Below are 18,457 nucleotides of genomic sequence, written 5' to 3' on the forward strand. Positions count from 1 at the left end.
GCGTCTCTACAATTGTCCCCCTTGTCCTCCTTGTCCCCCTTCCTAGCTCCTAGCCCCTACTAGGTTGGTAAATGGAAGACGTTTAAAGCTACAGAAATCAGGGAGAGGAAAGTTAGAAAGCCTATTGTATCTAACATAGTGGTGACTAATGGCCCGCTCACTAAAGCCGGATCTAGCTTTAACTGTTTCAAACCCATCGGTAGTAAAGTTCCCAGGGTGACTGCTACTAGGGTATTTGTCGCCATCACCGATCCAGCAATTAACGCTACCCATCGTTCTTGCGGTTGTGCCCAAATTAAGGAAAGCATAATCATGGTTATGGCTAAAGCTATGGCTGTACCTACACCCGCAAGCAGTTCTTTACGAAGAATTTTCAGGGTGTCTTTGGCTGTAACTTCACCGACACCTAAACCTCTGATTGTGACTGTCAATGCTTGAATCCCCACAGTTCCGCCAGTGTTAGAAAAAATTGGCATGATGACAGCGAGAACAGGGACGGCGGAAATTACTGATTGAAAAGGTGCGATCGCACTAGCTGCACCAATATACAAAGCCATAATTCCCAACAACCAAGGTAGGCGATTGCGAATGGTCAGTAAAGGTGAAGATAAAGCTGCTTCATCACCACTGACACCGGCTAATTTTTGAATATCTTCTGTAGCTTCTTCTTCTAAAATATCAACTACGTCATCAATGGTAATAATCCCCACTAATCTATCTTCCCTATCAACAACCGGGATAGCGATTAAGTCATAGCGCTTCATAATTTGCGCCACTTCTTCTTGGGGGGTTTCGGTTCTGACTTTAATTACGCGATCGCTAGCTATATCTCTAATAAAGACATCAGGAAAAGTAAATAATAATTGCCGCAGAGAAACTACTCTCACCAACGTGCGGTTATCATCTGTGACATAAGCATAGTAAATCGTCTCTTTATCTTCATCCTGACGACGGATTTTACTTAGAGCTTCACCGACAGTTAATCCTTCCCGCAACCGGACATATTCTGTAGTCATTACCCGCCCAGCTGTGCCTTCAGGATAGCCGAGAATTGTTGCAGTTGCTTGTCTTTGTTCGGGGCTTAATTCTTGTAATAACCGTTTAATTACTCCGGCTGGTAATTCATCAAATAATTCTGCCCTTTCATCAGGACTCATCGCCTCAACAATTTGTACTACTTGAACATCGTGGAGCGAATTGATTAGTTCTTCTTGTACCTCTGTTGGTAGATATTCAAAAACATCAATTGCTTGGGCTTTATTGAGCAAGCGAAAGGCGATCGCTCGCTGATTTGTAGGCAGTTTTGTAATATATTCACCAACATCAACGGGTTGTAAATGATTCAAATCCCATTTGAGTTGGTTTAAGTCAGCAACCCCAACAATAGAATTGCGCAAATCTTGCATGAGCATAATACCTCCCTCCTAATGGTCTCCCCCGCGCTGGGAGACTTTCCCGCCAGCTCAGAGGAGGCTAATACTACCGTCTTGTGGACTCTGGTCCATAAACATTCAAAAATTCAATATGGATATCGAATCAGGCATCGCTAAGTCATATATACTATCCTGGAAATGTGTGATCCGAATAGATGCAAAACTTAGTGTGTAGAATTTGTGGTATTCCACACCAGTACTAACTCACCGCCCTGATTGTTGGTTTATTTAGAGTAGATTTTACTACTGTCAGTATCTGTGTCAAGCTAATAGTTAAATTTACCAGTAAACTTTACACAGTTAAAATATTTACCACTTTGGTAGTAAGCTTGTGGTTAGAGACAAAATCAAGTATTGTGCTTTTATCTATCCCTATTGACAGATAGATTTTTGCTGTACTGGTTTTGTTAGTTCCACTTGTTTGTTGGAAAATAAAACTACCATACCATCTGGCAATTATCAAGCTATTAATTTAATTAATAAAAGCTGAGATGGCAGTATCAGTCTGCTATCTTGATAGTGGTTGATCAATCAACTGGGAATTTACTAGATTTTTAGGCAATTTATAGCTAATTACTATATTTTTTGGGCAAAAAATATCAATTATGATATTGATAAGCAATGGCGCAAAATTATATATTAATTGTGGCTAAAATTTGCAAATATTTTATCTATCTTTGGGGTGGTCAATGTCAATAGAGACGCGATGAATCGCGTCTCTACAATTGTCGCAGCTGCCCCTTCTCCTTCCATGCCCAATGCCCCATGCCCAATGCCCCATGCCCAATTTTTAAATCGCTTCGCCGATTAAGGTAAATGCAGCCCAGTTGACAGGATTGGGGTATTTTTTCATGGTGTCTAGCATGGCGTTGCGCAATGCAACGGCTTTATCGGGATTTTGCTGCCATTGCTGATAAAATTCAGTCATTAATTCTGAGGTGGGTGAATCGGGAACTGACCATAAGGAGACAATGACACTGGTAGCACCAGCAGTAATTAAGGAACGGGATAAACCAATGACGCCATCACCTGTAATTGCGCCTCTACCAGTGTCACAAGCACTCAAAACTACCAGTTCTGCATTGATGGGTAAATTGACGATTTCCGCAGGGGTGAGCAAACCGTCATCGTTAGCAGTTGGAGCAAGTGCGATCGCAGTTTTGATACCCTTAGTAGGATCGTCGAGTAATCCATGTGTTGCTAAATGAATGATTCTCGCCGAAGCTAACTTTTGTTTGAAAGCGGTTTTTGTGGCCTCTTCGCCAGTAATAGCTTGAGTTTTGAGTAAATTAGCAATTGTTACAGCTTCTATTTCTGCACCCGACAATGGTTGTAATTGCACCGATGGAGTTCCTACTTTTGGCATGGTAGGATTACCAATCACTAATACATCTTTACCTTTAACTTTTTGTCTTTGTTGACGAGTCAATTCTAAAACTTGAATTGCTGGTGCAGTTAAAATAGTATGTTTTTCAATTAAATATTTATCGTTTTTGGCTTGCAATGCAGGAAAGGGAACTAAAAACAGCGATTGATGAGGAATAAAAATTACTCTTTCATTGGGATTATTAGGCAGTAATGACGCAATTGGGGCAATGAGTATTTGATATAATTCTTGTAAGTATTGTTTTTGCAAAGATTCATCATTAGGTTCGATTTTAATTCCCCTACCACCTGCACCAAGGGATACACGGCTTTGATTAATAATATCTGTCAGAGGTTGATTGAGAGATTGCAGATTAACTGATTTAAAAGTGATTTCACCCTGAGGTTTAATTACCCAAATATATATTTCTGATGTTTGCAATTTTTTTTTATCGTTATTTTGGGAATAATTAACCAGCGAATATGACACAATTGTTGCATTTTGCACTTGAGCAATTTTTCTAATTTTCTCAATTGTTGGTAAATCCGCAGTTAATTGCCGATTTTGCGTTGCAGAAAGTCGTGAAGTTAATAAATTGACAAATGCTCTAGCACGACTGCGTTCAGCTACTTCTAAAGCTTCGTTAACTTTATTTTGTGTAATCAGAATTTTCTGTAATAAACTATAAGTTTGAGCTTGGGTTTCAAAAATAGAGATTTGACTTTTATCTGTGAGGTCTATACGCAGACTTTCATAAACTTTAATCGCCTCATATAAAGCCTCTGTTGCTTCTGTTAGCTTACCTGCTGTGTAGCTAGTATTTGCAAGTTGATTTAACATAAAAACTTCATCAAATTTCTGCTGGGCTTTTCTCGCAGATAATGCCGCTTTTTTGTAAAATTTTATCGCTAAATCGTATTTTTTCTGATTTTCGTAAAAACCTCCTACTTTAAAATAGATGTATTGCTGAAACTGCGGATATTCTTCAGCTAATGCAATAGCTTTTTGATAGTATTCCCAAGCGCGATCGCTTTCTTGTAAATCGGCGTAAGCATCAGCAATTTCAGCTAAAGCATAGGCTATCATTTCCGGTTTTCCTAATGCTTGTGCTTGATTTAATTTTTTCAGCGCTGCTTCTAATTCTGGCGAAGTTTTATTTGCAGATGTGAGACTTTTAACATTAGGAGAAGTTCCTGCACAAGCTTGTTTAGCTTCTGCTGATTGACCTAAAGTTTTATAAATAGCACACATGCGTACATAACTAAATTTAATTACTTGATTCAGTTGTTGCTTGGCTAAATCCAGCAAAAACTTTTTCGCCGGATCGGTAATTTGTTCAGCTTGCTTGAGACTTGATTGTAAAATTACTAACCCATCTTGATAATTTTGAATCGCTTTCTCATACTTACCTGTTTCTGCATAAATATTAGCAAGATTAACCATGATTAATCCTTGCTCTTTATCTTTTTCTAGATTCGCAAAAGGAGAACTAGCGGTGATTTGTTTAGCAATTTCTAATGCTTGTTGATAATATGTTAATGCTTGTTCTGGTTGACGCAAACCTTGATAAACTTCACCTAATTTAGATAAAGTATCGCGCAGTTTAATTGGTGATTTTTTATCTGTTTGGAAAATCTGCAAAGCTTGCTGGAGTGTGGCGACAGCTTCGTTATACTTACTCTTGGCATTGTACATATTACCAAGCCCTAAGAGTGCGTTTGCAAGTTGAGAGCGATCGCCTGTTTGTTTCCCTAGACTCACCGCTTGTTGATAAATCTCAATTGCTTTATTGAAAGCTTCATCAGGTGATTTTCCTTCACCTATACCTTTGTCAACACCAAAGAGATAATAATTCCTCGCCAAAGCGATGAGAATATCCGTTTCCTGCTTGCGGAGATTTAGCTGCTTTTGTGGAGAATCAGCAGATTGTTTGCGTAACAGTACCAAAGCTTGTGCTAAAAAATCAATCGCCTGAGTCAGATCGACAGTAGCATAGACATAACCGAGATTTTCCAATGTATTGGTTTCTCGTTCGAGATCCTGAATTTGACGCGCGATCGCTAATGCTTGTTGATAATAGGCGATCGCTTGCGGCAAATCCCCCAAAGCTCTATAATTACTACCGAGATTATTCAAGGCTCTAGCTGCTAAATCGCGATCGTTGATAGCTTGAGCGATGTCTAAAGCTTGTTGTTGATAGGTAATTGCTTGTTTGTAGTCGCCCAAATCATAGTAAACATTCCCTATCCCCTTGAGAGTTCTTCCTTCTCCCTGTCGGTTTTTGATTTGACGATAAATTGTCAAAGCTTGCTCAAACAGTGGTAAAGCTGCTTGAGATTGATTGCGATTGACTAAATCTTCACCTTGTTTGAGTAGTTTATCAGCTTCGATTTGGCGATCGCTGGAACTTTGCGCCAATACCGGCGATATTCTCAATGGCGCAATGAATGTTCCCAAGGGAAATGTCAGGTACAGCGCCAAAGATGCAACACTTAGACTTTGGAGACTAGAAGCGATTGGGCGATAACGACGACGCATAGCTACAATGCAGATTGTCTGCGAAGATTTACTGTGATATATATCTCATGTTTGAGAGCTTATGCAAAAGTCAGCTATTTGCAGTGCTTGGCTCTCCCATGCCCAATGCCCAATGCCCAATGCCCATTTTTAACCTAAATTAGACTGTAACCATCTTTCCAAATCCGCCACAGTCGAAAAATCTAACAACTCCTCACCTAAAGCCTCAATTTGTGATAAAGACAACTGTTGAATTTGTGACAAATACTGCTCAGGAATTCCACCCAACCGTCGATTTAACTGTCTGATTACCAGGGATGTACCTTCTTGTTTTCGCCCTTCTTCTTTCGCTTCTCGCAAAGCTCTTGGTTCTTCTACATCTAGTCCTAACATATTTATAATCTCCTCTCTACTAAGGTTGCTAAATTTGTAAACAATAATAGTCGCAATTAAATCTATTATCGCTATTTCTGATTGTTCCTGCGCTTGTTCCAGTAGAAACCTAGCTGTTTCTATGGCTTCTGTTCCTTCTTTAATCGTCAGCAACATTAAGCCTAATCCTAATGGTTGCTGTTGTACATCGCCCAATTCATCTAGATATATTCGCTGAACTTGATCGCCTGCTAATAAAGAACGATGAATCCTTAAATTTGACGGTTCTAAGTTGCGAGAGCCAAAAATTATCACGCCCATCCAGTCATGATAACGGATGGGGTGGCGGTGCAGAAATAAGGATACTTCCGAAAAGAAGCGAAAATATAAATCTTCATCTTTTTGGAATTGCACTTCGGCAAAAAATACTACTTGAGAAGCTGCGTTAGCTGGAGGTAGAAATACTCCATCAATTCGGAATGCGGTTTCTTTCACTTCTACCGATTCAAACTGATAATTGTCTGCTTCTGGGGGTGGTTCGTCTACTAATTCAAACAATAAGCCAGGAAATTGCTTGAATAATTTGTAAAAAATGGTATCTCGCCGCATGATGGGTTTATTTAATTGTTAATTTTTTTGGTTATACAAACAATTACAATACTTTATATTGTTGGGTTTCGTTCCTCAACCCAACCTACATCCTGATATTTGACAATGCACTCTCATTTGGTATTTTCAGGGGTTTCAAAAGCTGTTTATGCATGATGCGATCGCAGTTTTTTTATAATTAAGACTCTAAGATTTCTTTGATAATACCCTTTAAGTCTTTTTCGGCTGGACGTTTTGCAAACTGCTCATGATTATAAATCCAGACGAGTTTGATTACTTGGTCAATCGTGTTCACCAAGTACATCAATCTTACTTGCCCAGAAGCTCCCTTACCAGCCTTTAACTCTAGTTTGTGAAATGTCCATCCTTCAGGTAACTGAATCTTTGCGGGTAAAGGTTCATTCCGGGAATTTACCGGATAAGGATCGTTAATTAAATTTTCTAAAACTTCCCCTAAAAGCTCAACAAAATCGCTTCCTAAAGCTTTGGCAATTTTCTTAAAAGAACGCCTAAAATTATCAGATTCCTCAATCGAGAAGGGATTTAAGCCAGTCACGCACTTCTCCTTTAGAAACACGAGTTGAGGATTCCGAATTAATAGCTTCCTCTACAGTTTTAGACATTACCGATTCATAAGCAGGGTTTTCTCTCTCGATGATGTCTAGCTTTTGATAACCCAAAGCTTTCATATCCTCAAAGCGAATTGGCTCAGTTGAACTAGCTTGAGGTGGTAAACCCTTACGAGCCTTTTTCCACGGAAACTCTCCATGAGTCATATCACTCAATCGATATGCATGATAGCCGCCAAAATGTTCCCAAATCTCTTCTAAAAGTTTTTTCTGTTCATCAGAAATTTGTAATAAAAAATCTTTACTAGGAACAGGTAACTGATTGGCTTCAAATTCACTATAAAATCTGTACGCAGGCGGACAAACCGGGCCATATCGCCAAGCTTGGATTTCTTCATCAAATAATGGCTCATCATACAGTGCCAAATGCAAACTTTGTGAATAATATAGTAGCTTTTGCACCTTCATATTGGTCATTTCAGCTTCTATACCATCCTCATAAGCTTTGACGATAAAGTAACGAGCTACATTGAGGCAATCAATCATAACTCAGATGTGCAATTAGCAAGTTTTTAGAGGAACTTATATATATTATTATAACTGAAGTTTTATCTCTTTAGTACACAGATACTATTAAAATTGCGATCGCGCTTCGCAGCTAAGTGTCTAGAATAATTTTTCCCCTTAAAATGCATTCAGCATCTCTTGAGACAGATGTAGTATATAATACTTTTAGACGAATCACTTACATTACTTTTACTAGTATAAAGTAACATCAATTTACATTATGGACAACTTCAAAATAGCCTTTCTTGCAAAACATCAAGTTGATCAGGATGCGATGCGAGGAGCAGTATTAGTCACAGATAAAGAAACAAAACCACTGGAGTTTCGTGTGACTGAACCAGTGCGTCCTACAAAAATCCAGAGAACGCTTTATGGGGAAATTTTATATGATTATATCCTTGTAGAGCTAATAGCAATTCCTTTACTTAAAGCTCTACAAGAAAAACCTAATATTGTTATGATTGAAGAAACCTTATTAATGGATATTAATAAAAAACAAGAAATTCCTGCTATCCAAATACTCAAAGAAGAGGACATAACATATAAAACAAACTCTATTCAAGAAATAACATCTTCTAAGTTTCCCACACTACGCATCACAACAATAAAAGAATTAGAAGAAAAATTAATAGATGCAAAAAAGCATTTAGAACAAATGTATGCATCTAGAGACTTACTCGAACCATTTCAAAGAATTTATAATACTTGCGAACAAATAAAAGCTTAATCTTATCATAATCTCAATGGTATTAAAATTTCTTGCTATAACAACAATTAAATTATTTTCAAAATTTACTATTCTACCTCAGAAGACGGTTGAAGACTGGAAGATATCTCTTCCCAATCATCATAGAAAAAATTGCCTGATAACACCTGTTTTAGTATCAGATAATATTTGCTTGAGTATTTCACGGATAGTAATTTCAGATAATTTGTTGCTTGTTTATCCTGAAATATTTACAAATCATGAACCATTATCAATAATCAACACTTATGAACCATTCGTAAATTGGTCTTTCAGTTTATTTAAAATAAATGATTATTCTTATGTAATATCAATCCTTTATCCTCAAATAGTAGATTATCAAGATATATTTAGACTTAAACACATATGTTTTTCAGATAATTTATTTGAACCAATTAAAGAACCAAATATAGAAGGTAAAATTTTTTATAGTCCTGTTAAAGGTCAAACAGATAAATTACAATCCATTCCAAAAATACGTAAGGCTTCTTCCCAAGTTGTAGGATTAGATAAATGGAACCTACTTTATCCATCACTCTGTCCACCTCTACTTTTTGACTTTGCTGATATCGATTTTTTTCGACAATTGCGTAATTATCAAGTAGAGGGAATCAACTTCTTGGTTCAAAATACGTCTGCTTTACTCGCTGACGAAATGGGAACCGGAAAAACGGTTCAAACAGTAAACGCTTTACGTATTCTTTTTAGGCAAAGAAAAATACGTTGTGCTTTGATAATTTGTCCTCCAGCAGTTGTTGGTAGTGCTTACCTGAGTGAAGAAACAGGACAATCAGAAGGTTGGGATGGACATCTTTACAATTGGGCAAAGGAACTTTTAGTTACAGTTATTAGAGATAATCGCGAACAACGTAAAATTGATTGGAAAACACCTGCTCATATTTACATTACGACTTATGAAACTCTTCGCAACGACTTAAGAGATCAAATATTAAAAGAAACTGATTGTAGAAAATTTGATTGTGTAGTCATAGATGAAGCTCAAAAAATAAAAAATAAAAGTTCTAAGCTATCACAATCTGTGCGTAAATTATTACCTAAATACCGTTTTGCTTTAACTGGTACACCTATAGAAAACAGCATTGATGACATAATATCAATCTTTGAATTTGTCAAACCAGGTCTTTTTCAATCAGGAATTGATTATTCAGCACAGCAAGTTAAAATTTCTATTGCGCCATATATGCTTCGCCGGTTAAAGCGAGATGTTTTGAAGGATTTACCAGAAAAGATTCATCAAGAAGACTGGCTAGAACTTGATCCTGATCAGAAAGCAGAGTACGAAAATGCTTTAAATGTTGGTCGCAGTAAACTTGAAACTTCTATCCACACTGAAACTGATTCTCAAGTTAGAACTCATATTTTTGCGCTGATTACTAAGCTAAAGCAAATCTGTAACTTTGCTAATAGCAAATCAACTAGCCCAAAAACTGAGATTTTAATTGAGTATATCGAAACAATAGCTGCAAATGGTGAAAAAGTTTTGATTTTTTCTCAGTATGTGCCAGAAGGAATTGATAAGCTGGAGAACCTTTTACGAAAAAAAGGAATTGGCTTTGTTTCATATAAAGGTGGCATGTCTGAACAGCATAAAAGTCAAGCTATCAGTGATTTTAAAAACAGGTCAGATATTTGTGCATTTATAGGCACATTTAAGGCTGTTGGCTTTGGTTTAACCCTAACTGAAGCATCTTATGTAATACATTTCGACCATTGGTGGAATCCAGCGGTAATGCAGCAAGCAGAAGATAGAGCGCACAGAATTGGACAAGCAAATAAATTAACTGTTTATAGCTTTTGGATGCGAGACACCATAGAAGAAAGTATAAAGAAAAAGCTATATGAGAAACGTTCCCTTATTGAAAAAGTAATAGATCCACTAGCAGAAGAGGCTTTCGATAATATTGTTACTACTGAAGAGTGGCTTGATATGCTTGGAGTAAAAGCAAAACCTAAACAATCGCAAATAAAAAATAAAATGTCACTTTCTTCACAGCAGCCGAACACTGAATATCAAGAGGCAAAAATTAACTCTAAAGAACCTCTGATAGATTTTGCAATTATTACAGCTATTGAAACAGAAAGAGAGGCTGTATGTGAAGCTTTCCAAATTACGCCAGAAAATCGAGTTAAAGAAGGTTCGCGTGTATACTGGCGCAAACGCATTGAACTTCAAAACGGTGATTATTATGAAATCGTAGTTGCACAATCTCCTGATATGGCTAATGTGGATGTAGCGCTTTTAGCGTCTGACACAATTCATCACTGGCATCCAGCAGCTATGTTAATGGTTGGCATAGCAGCAGCAGCAACTCAGGAGCAAGGATTAGGGGATATTGTTGTGGGAAATGCTGTTTACTACTATGAACGAGGAAAAATTACACCTGATGGTTTAAAACCTGAACCATACCAATATCCTGTTGATCCAACATTATGGAGCCGAATTATTTCTCTTCCTAAGTGGAATGGAATTATTTCAGTCTTAAGACCTGACGATACGGACACTATTCCGAAGATTCATCCTGGGATAATTGCTTCTGGAGAAAGGGTAATAGCTGACGCAACAATGCGTGATGCTATAGCTGCTGGGCATAGAAAAATAGTAGCAATTGAAATGGAAGGATACGGTGTAAGCAAGGCTGCTTGGCAAAGCTTTGAGCGAGTACGCCACTTGGTTATCAGAGCAATTTCCGATTTTGCTGATTCTAGCAAAAATAGTGAGTGGCATCTCTATGCTGCTTCAGTTGCGGCTGGCTATACCAGACATTTTCTTCTTGACCGACCTCTTGAACCAAGAAATCTAAACCGTTAGCTTTTCATTTTCAATTTATTTCTAAAATATTCACTGTGTCTGTTAGGAAATCCTTATGAGTAACGATAACCCACGAATCTTAGAAGTGTATCTTCAGGAATATGAAAAACTTAAAGATTGTTATCGAAAAGGGAGAAAAGCTAGCAAAGTACTTCTCCCTTTCCTTTCATCAGACGATTTAACTCAATCCAGCTTTTAAATCACTCAGCGCCTGTTCTAAAGCCTCTGGTAACTTACTCGCATCGCGTCCGCCGGCTTGGGCTAAATTTGGTCTTCCACCACCGCCACCGCCGCAAATTTTGGCAACAGCACCGACAAATTTACCTGCTTGCAAACCTTTCTTGTTCACCTCTGCACTAAAGGCTGCTACTATACTCACCTTCCCAGCTTCGGGAACTGAACCTAGCACTACCGCACCGTTACCTAGTTTTTGTAATAACCTTTCGGCTGCGGTTTTCAAGGATTCGGCATCGACATCATCCAATTGGGCGACGATGATTTTATAATCGCCTACAGATTCGGCTGTTTGCAGCAAGCTGTCGGATTTTGCGATCGCTAATTGTCCTTTCAATACATCCAGTTGTTTTTGACTGGTTCGCAGTTCGTTTTGCAGAGTTGTGATTCTCTCTGGTAGTTCTTCGGGTTTAACTTTAAAGCGATCGCTTAAATCTTTAACTACTTTATCCCGCAAATTCAGGTAATCCAACACCGCCGGGCCGGAAACAGCTTCAATCCGCCGCACTCCCGAAGCTACACCAGCCTCAGAAATTACCTTAAAAACGCCAATCTCCGCAGTATTACTTACATGAGTTCCACCGCACAGTTCCATTGATACGCTAGGAAAGTCAATTACTCGCACTTCTTCGCCGTATTTCTCGCCAAACATAGCCACAGCGCCTCTAGCTTTGGCTTCTGCTAAAGGTAATATTTCTATCTTTGCACTGTGTGCTTCCGCAATCCAAGTATTTACCTGTTCCTCTATTTGCTGGACTTCTTCTGCTGTCAACGCACGGGGACAGTTGAAGTCAAAGCGCAATCTATCAAAGGAAACTAAGGAACCTGCTTGAGATATACCCTCATCGACAATTTTCTTTAACGCTGCTTGTAACAGGTGAGTTGCTGTATGGTTAGCTTGCAAACGACGCCGACAAGCGCGGTCGATTTGTGCAGTCACAGTATCTCCTACTCGGATTGTACCGCGTTCGATGCGTCCGAAATGCACAAAGAAATCAGATTCTTTTTTCACATCATCAACGCGAATCACCACACCTGTGTTGAGCGAAGCCGAAACACCATCGCCTGTGATATAACCGCGATCGCCAATTTGTCCCCCAGATTCAGCATAAAATGGGGTCTGATTCAGGACAATTTGCACATCTGTACCCGCTTCGGCTGCTTCTTGCGCCACACCACCCACGAGCAATACTTCCACTTTCGCCGTGGCTGCTGGCTGGGTATAACCTAAAAATTCCGTTGCGTGGATATGTTCTGCCAGTTTATCCAAAGAACCCTGCACGGTTAAATCGATGGTTTCATGGGCTGCTTTGGCACGTTCCACCTGCTTTTGCATTTCCACATCAAATCCGGCTTCATCAACGGTGAGGTTGTTTTCCGCAGCGACTTCTTGGGTAAGTTCTAGGGGGAAACCGTAGGTATCATACAGGGTAAAAGCACTTTCACCGCTAATTACGGTTTTTCCTTGCTGTTTCACCTGTTGAATAATTTCCTCAAGCAGTTTTTCGCCTCTGTCGAGAGTTCTTAAGAAATTGGTTTCTTCTCGTTGCAATTCTGCCTTAATTGCGGCTTCCCGTTGTCTGACATTAGGGTAAGCTGATTCCGAAAGTGCGATCGCAGTTTCTGCAACTTGGGTAATAAATTCACCACCAATCCCAATTAATCGCCCGTGACGCACCACCCGGCGAATTAAGCGCCGCAATATGTAACCCCGTCCTACATTAGAAGCGCGAATTTCATCAGCGATCATGTGGACGACAGCACGCACGTGATCCCCGATGACTTTTAGGGAGACTTTGGTTTTCTCGTCGCTCTTATGGTAGTCAATTCCCGCAATTTTAGCTGCTGTCTCGATAATCGGGAATATTAAATCAGTTTCGTAATTATTCGCTACTTTTTGCAGGATTTGCGCCATTCTTTCCAAACCCATGCCAGTATCAATATTCTTTTTTTGCAGAGGTGTTAAATTCCCTTCTGCATCCTGGTTATATTGCATGAATACCAGGTTGTAGAATTCGATAAACCGGGAATCATCTTCTAAATCAATGTTTTCATCACCCCGTTCTGGGTGGAAATCATAGTATATCTCAGAACAAGGGCCACATGGGCCAGTGGGGCCGGATGCCCAAAAGTTATCATCTGCACCCATGCGCTTGATTCTGGCTTCGGGAACGCCGATTTGATCGCGCCAAATGGCAAAAGCTTCGTCGTCTTCCTCAAACACGCTGACGACAAGGTTGTTGGGGGAGAAACCAAAGATTTGGGTAGAAATTTCCCATCCCCAAGCGATCGCTTGTTCTTTAAAATAATCACCAAAGCTGAAGTTACCCAACATCTCAAAAAACGTATGGTGGCGTTTGGTGCGTCCGACATTTTCAATATCATTGGTGCGGATACACTTTTGCGATGTGGTAGCGCGATTAAATTCTGGCGTGCGTTGCCCTAAGAATATCGGTTTAAATGGTAGCATCCCCGCGATCGTCAGCAGCACCGTCGGATCTTCAGGTACAAGAGAAGCACTTGGGAGAATCTGGTGTCCTCGTTCAGCAAAGAAGTTCAAGAATAAGGTGCGAATTTCGTTACCACTGAGGGACTGGGGATTAGAAGACATGGGTTTTACAACAATAATCTCAATAAAATTGGGAAGGCCGACAAAGGATCGTTTCTTCTACAGAGAAAGTATGCCGCATTCACAATCCCCACGCCTAGACAGTAAGGGATTGCTACTACAGGTTTTTGCTTACGAGTTTAGCCTTAAGTACAGCCGACAGATAAATCAATTCCTATTTTATTGGTCAATTTACTTGTCCAGACAAACCAGGAAGAAAAACTCTCTTCCCAGTCAACCGTCAACTGTCAACAGTACACCATACCAGAAAATCTATACCCTACGTTCCATACATGCACCTAACTTGAGGACGATGAGTCAGCACATTATCAAGGCTAAGATTGATTATTAAGAAGATATTAAGTTTTGTTTCAGAGGTCAGCAATGGCATTAAAACTGAATGTACCGGACATAGCTTGTGAAGACTGTGCCGCAAAAATTGAGAATTCTATTCATGTGATGGAACCAGATGCAAAAGTAGATGTGGATGTCCAAGCTAAAACTGTCAGCGTAGAATCCGCAGCTTCTGAGGAATCCATTAAGCAAATAATTGTTGCTGCTGGCTACAAAATAGCTGGTTATTAATTATTACCACACTTGTTGCCAAAACTCGATTGAAATCTCATGAGATTTACATACATCCTAGTTGCGATCGTCCGTCCTGAATCGGGGGGGACGATCGTGTATTTAAATAATATAATTTTGTTTTTAGGGAAGAGTACGGAGTCAGGATTTATGTATATTTACTGAAGTCTTTTTAAAAAATTGATGAATAACTAATAAATAATATAGAACTACACAACTGATGTTTGCTATATTGAAAATCATCACTTAATCCTAGATGTACAAGGATAAAGCTATAGCTCTCGCCTTTAGATCCTAGAGATATTCAATGGGTTAATGACGTGTTTTCAAGGATATAGAACTATGTAAATCCAATGAAGATATCGGTTTTTACGGGGAATCTAAACTTTATAAAGTTTTAAATATTCAAGCTCAGTAATTTTTTTGATTTAATATATGCTGGTTATTAGAAACTAATAGCTATCATCATTATTCCCAATGTCTCATCCCAGGAAAATACAGAAAAACTTTTGTCTCCAACAATAAGATTCAGTATTTTTACTGTTTTAAAAAAAATATAGAAAAGCCGAAAGTAGGGTCAGAAGTTAATCAGCAAGTAACTGAAGTTGAGGTCAATCCTTAAAAGGAGATTAAAATTGTCAATCAATTATGTATTTTGCAGTACAACAATTAATCACAGGGGAATCTTCCCTAGCCAAAAATACGGACGTATTCAGTATTAATTAAGTAAGCGCTTAGTTTAACAGGTTCATATCTTGAAAATTCAAATAGGGCAAAAAGCAAAGCAATGAATATTTCCCTTCTGGTCTTTGGAAGTCATAAATTTATCTCCACGCTTCCAGATCAGATCCGTTATGCAACCGCTTTTAGTGTAGAGGTAGTTGGCGATCTCGATCGAGCAATTTCTTATATTCAAGCATCACCGCCAGATATTATATTTATCCAGGCTAGCCGAGATGGGAGTATGGATCTGTGCAGTTGGTTGAAAGACCAGCCAAAGTTATCTTGGATATACTGCATTCTTCTAGAAGATCGTTGTCAGCAGATAATTGATAGAGATCAATATGGCTGGGAGTGGGAATTAGAAATGACTTCCTCAGCCTTAAAACAAGGCGCTGATGCTTATATTTGGCAACTTCCAGAAAGTAAAACAGATTATACCTTAGCCGAGGTGACTGCTAATCATCGCCTGATTCTGGCGCAATTAACAGTTGGTTTGCGCAAAGCGAAAAAGTACCGCGATTTAATTCGCACGAACGATTTACTTTCCGCGATCGCTCTAGCTGACTCTTTGACCGAAATCAATAACCGTCGTGCTTTAGAATGGGACTTACCCAGACAAATTAAAAAAGCCCGCGAACAAACCCTTCCTTTTAGTTTAATTATTTTAGATGTAGATTTCTTTAAAAAAGTTAATGATACCTACGGGCATTTAGTAGGCGATCGCCTTTTACAGTTATTATGTGTTCGGTTAAAACATAATTTACGCTTTCAAGATACACCCTTCCGTTATGGCGGCGAAGAATTTGTGATTCTTCTAGCCAATACAACTGGAGAGGAAGCCTTCATTGTCGCCAAGCGTCTCAATCGCATAGTCAGCGAACAACCCTTTGCGATCAACAGCCATCAAACTATTAACGTCACCATTAGCTTAGGTACAGCTTCCCTACAAAGCGATGATGATGAGCAAGGTATCAGTTTATTACATCGTGCCGATCAATGTCTCCTAGAAGCTAAATCCACAGGCAGAAATAAAGTGATTAGCTCCTATGATTTATCTGATATGCCCTATCTTAAAGCTGCGTCATCATAATGGGGCATGGGGCATGGGGCATGGGGCATTGGGCATTTATAACAACTGACAACTGACAACTGACACTTGTACAGACGCGATTAATCGCGTCTCTAACAACTGACCATTAACCAATTACCTTTTGACAATCAGCCACTGAGGCACGTTGCTGCATAGCTGTGACTAAAGCTTGGTAACTTGACCAATTTTCTTGTAACAGAGTTTTGGCTTGTAGTGCATGAAAACGCTGTTTTTGTTGGCTTATATTACCAGAAAAGCCTAATTTTGTCAACACCTCTGCGAGCTTGAGGCGATCGTCAGCACCACCTTCAGCATTTTGGAAAACTAAATTTTCGGCAGCAATTCCAGCCATCCATACAGTACAGTAGCGATCCAAGCTTTGAGCGCTAATTTTACCTAATTCCAATTCTGACGCTAATTCACTATCATCAAAACTGACACCACCTTGTCCGAGTTGTCCCTGTTTCCAAGCTTCCCAGGCGTTGAGAGTATAGCCAGTAACGGGAATACCTAAAAGGTGGGCGACGAGAAAATGACCAGCTTCATGATGGATAATGCGATCGCGATGGGAAGGAGAAAAACCAGCAATCCAATCTAACAGCAGCGAACCACCCCTTCCCTGCAAACTGAAACTATCGAAGGTTGCTATTCCTAAAATTGTAAAGGTGGCGATCGCTGGTAATGTTGGCGAAATGTTTAGTAATGGCCCCAACAACGCCGAGAGAGTCATCAAAAAAATAGATATGGCAATCAAATTCAGGGCAGTTTGGCTCATTGTGAGTTTGCTAAACGAAACTTAATCTTTCTTCATTATTAGCCAAACTGCGAGGGATCTGAACGCTCAATCAGAAAATCTCTGAAATTTGGAATAAGCCAGTGGTTCATCGCATTAATTTCATGGGGAGAATGATTTCTAATTGCAGAACTCAGCCGATGAATTTACCCAACACGTTTTGTGTTGGCAGCCAAATCATCAAAACTTTGACGATGAGCCACTAGTACCGCTTCGCGGAATCCAAAATTCAAACACATATACAGCGTAAGCGTTTCCTTGGGTTGAAAACAGGTAGTTTATTGACGCTGTGGTTGAATAACTTATTAGTTAATAATTAATCTTCTGTATTAGCAGGATTTGTCTTTTGGTTAGCAGCCTGAATAATTCTGACTACAGTGTTGTAAGCTAAACCGCTAATCCGACTAATGCCTCTAAAGCTCATCCCTTCTGCATAAGATTGCAGGACAATTTGGATGTCTTCTTTATTAACTTGGCGGCGATAATAAAGGGTATTTAATGTTTCACTAAAAGTTTGGCGACAACTGGGGCAGAAAAAGCGCTGACTGCCTTTACTAGTCTTACCGTGCTTGCGAGTCCGGGCATAGCCACATAGAGGGCAATTCATTGTCTGCTTGGCAAAATTTGGTTGTTTTTGATTGAGCAAACTCAAATTTTTGTATGGTAGAGAGTAGCTATTTTCGATTTTTTGAACTCCAAGTTGAACTGACATAAATTTATCTACCTTCTAAAAGAATTGATACGCTATTTATTGCTTTGTTGAACCGATTTTTATTCGTTTTTTCTCAAGTCAAAGCGAGAGTGCATATCCACTCGCAATAGTAGAAACAAAAAAGTTAATACCTGAGTTCGTCACTCTCTAGCATCAAAGACTAAAAGATAATTCTGAGGAAATTCTGAAGAAGCAGTATTTTTGACAAAATGCTCGGTGATGAATACATAGTCATCAACTTGCTGCGCTCAAGAGAGTAGCAGCTTTGACTTAAGAAGCTACCTATTGTCAAAAATATAAATAGATACAAGTGAAGCAAAAACAGCAAAAATCTCAAATTTGCAAATATTTAGAAATAATTAAGAAATAAATTATGCAGTTTCTTATCGCGTGAAAGGCTTAACCCACAAGAATTATTAGATATTTTTGATTTATAAACCTCTTAATCCTGTAGATTTACCGTAGTCGAAGAGAAACCATGAAGGGTACGTTATCACCGAGTACACAAACGATACTCAAAAATCAAAGGTTGAGAGGTTTGTAGCTGAATGCCTCAATCAAGTTGAATGAAATGCACAAGGGCTAAGTTGACAACTCCCCGCAGTAAAACGGCGGAGATTCTTCTTTCAACCAACGTCGCCTCTAAAGGCAGTGCCCTTAGACGGTCTTACACGTTGTCCAGAAGCAGTAGCGAGATGCCCTCC

11 protein-coding genes and 1 pseudogene are annotated in these 18,457 nt (G+C 39.2%); 4 read left to right on the forward strand and 8 right to left on the reverse strand.

The window, feature by feature from the left end; all coding sequences use genetic code 11:
• Positions 1 to 59: 59 nt before the first annotated feature.
• The 5 genes from mgtE to AACW45_RS32230 all read right to left on the reverse strand — a co-directional run bounded on the left by mgtE (position 60) and on the right by AACW45_RS32230 (position 7,412).
• Positions 60 to 1,412 carry a magnesium transporter gene (gene mgtE / locus AACW45_RS32210; RefSeq protein ID WP_190637105.1) on the reverse strand — a complete coding sequence of 451 codons (1,353 nt, stop codon included), beginning with the start codon at positions 1,410 to 1,412 and terminating at the stop codon, positions 60 to 62.
• An 811-nt stretch (positions 1,413 to 2,223) separates the two neighbouring features.
• Positions 2,224 to 5,337, reverse strand: coding sequence for a CHAT domain-containing protein (locus tag AACW45_RS32215; RefSeq protein WP_190637107.1), 3,114 nt, complete (start codon positions 5,335 to 5,337; stop codon positions 2,224 to 2,226).
• Positions 5,338 to 5,466: 129 nt separating this feature from the next.
• Positions 5,467 to 6,297: an Rpn family recombination-promoting nuclease/putative transposase gene (locus tag AACW45_RS32220; protein WP_190637109.1), complete on the reverse strand. Its 831-nt coding sequence runs from the start codon at positions 6,295 to 6,297 to the stop codon at positions 5,467 to 5,469.
• Between the two features lie 178 nt (positions 6,298 to 6,475).
• Entirely contained in the window at positions 6,476 to 6,853 is a 378-nt protein-coding gene (locus AACW45_RS32225; protein WP_190637111.1) for a hypothetical protein, read from the reverse strand.
• Positions 6,825 to 7,412 (reverse strand): Panacea domain-containing protein, encoded by a 588-nt coding sequence (locus AACW45_RS32230; RefSeq protein ID WP_190637113.1) that lies wholly within the window; start codon positions 7,410 to 7,412, stop codon positions 6,825 to 6,827. The genes AACW45_RS32225 and AACW45_RS32230 overlap by 29 nt, the downstream gene beginning before the upstream one ends.
• A gap of 241 nt (positions 7,413 to 7,653) precedes the next feature.
• Here AACW45_RS32230 and AACW45_RS32235 point away from each other — a divergent pair, with 241 nt between their 5' ends.
• Positions 7,654 to 8,160, forward strand: coding sequence for a hypothetical protein (locus AACW45_RS32235; protein WP_190637115.1), 507 nt, complete (start codon positions 7,654 to 7,656; stop codon positions 8,158 to 8,160).
• A 16-nt stretch (positions 8,161 to 8,176) separates the two neighbouring features.
• Entirely contained in the window at positions 8,177 to 11,008 is a 2,832-nt protein-coding gene (locus tag AACW45_RS32240) for an SNF2-related protein (RefSeq protein ID WP_190637118.1), read from the forward strand.
• 178 nt (positions 11,009 to 11,186) lie between these two features.
• Here AACW45_RS32240 and alaS read toward each other — a convergent pair whose 3' ends face one another.
• A complete protein-coding gene (gene alaS / locus AACW45_RS32245) occupies positions 11,187 to 13,853 on the reverse strand; it encodes an alanine--tRNA ligase (RefSeq protein WP_190637120.1) in 2,667 nt (888 codons plus the stop codon).
• Positions 13,854 to 14,234: 381 nt separating this feature from the next.
• Between alaS and AACW45_RS32250 the strand changes: the two genes are divergently transcribed.
• A complete protein-coding gene (locus AACW45_RS32250) occupies positions 14,235 to 14,435 on the forward strand; it encodes a heavy-metal-associated domain-containing protein (RefSeq protein ID WP_190637121.1) in 201 nt (66 codons plus the stop codon).
• 787 nt (positions 14,436 to 15,222) lie between these two features.
• Positions 15,223 to 16,248, forward strand: a complete 1,026-nt coding sequence (locus tag AACW45_RS32255) for a diguanylate cyclase (RefSeq protein WP_190637123.1) — start codon at positions 15,223 to 15,225, stop codon at positions 16,246 to 16,248.
• A 106-nt stretch (positions 16,249 to 16,354) separates the two neighbouring features.
• On the opposite strand, the gene AACW45_RS32260 is transcribed toward AACW45_RS32255, so the two are convergent.
• Both AACW45_RS32260 and AACW45_RS32265 read right to left on the reverse strand, forming a co-directional pair.
• The gene (locus AACW45_RS32260; RefSeq protein ID WP_190637124.1) at positions 16,355 to 17,023 is read right to left on the reverse strand and encodes an ATP-dependent Zn protease; all 669 of its coding nucleotides are present in this window, start codon (positions 17,021 to 17,023) and stop codon (positions 16,355 to 16,357) included.
• A gap of 358 nt (positions 17,024 to 17,381) precedes the next feature.
• Positions 17,382 to 17,648 (reverse strand): annotated as a pseudogene (locus AACW45_RS32265) (transposase); the annotation flags it as partial.
• Between the last annotated feature and the right edge of the window lie 809 nt (positions 17,649 to 18,457).

Source organism: Calothrix sp. FACHB-168 (genome assembly GCF_963889195.1).
GTDB lineage: Bacteria > Cyanobacteriota > Cyanobacteriia > Cyanobacteriales > Nostocaceae > Aulosira > Aulosira anomala_A.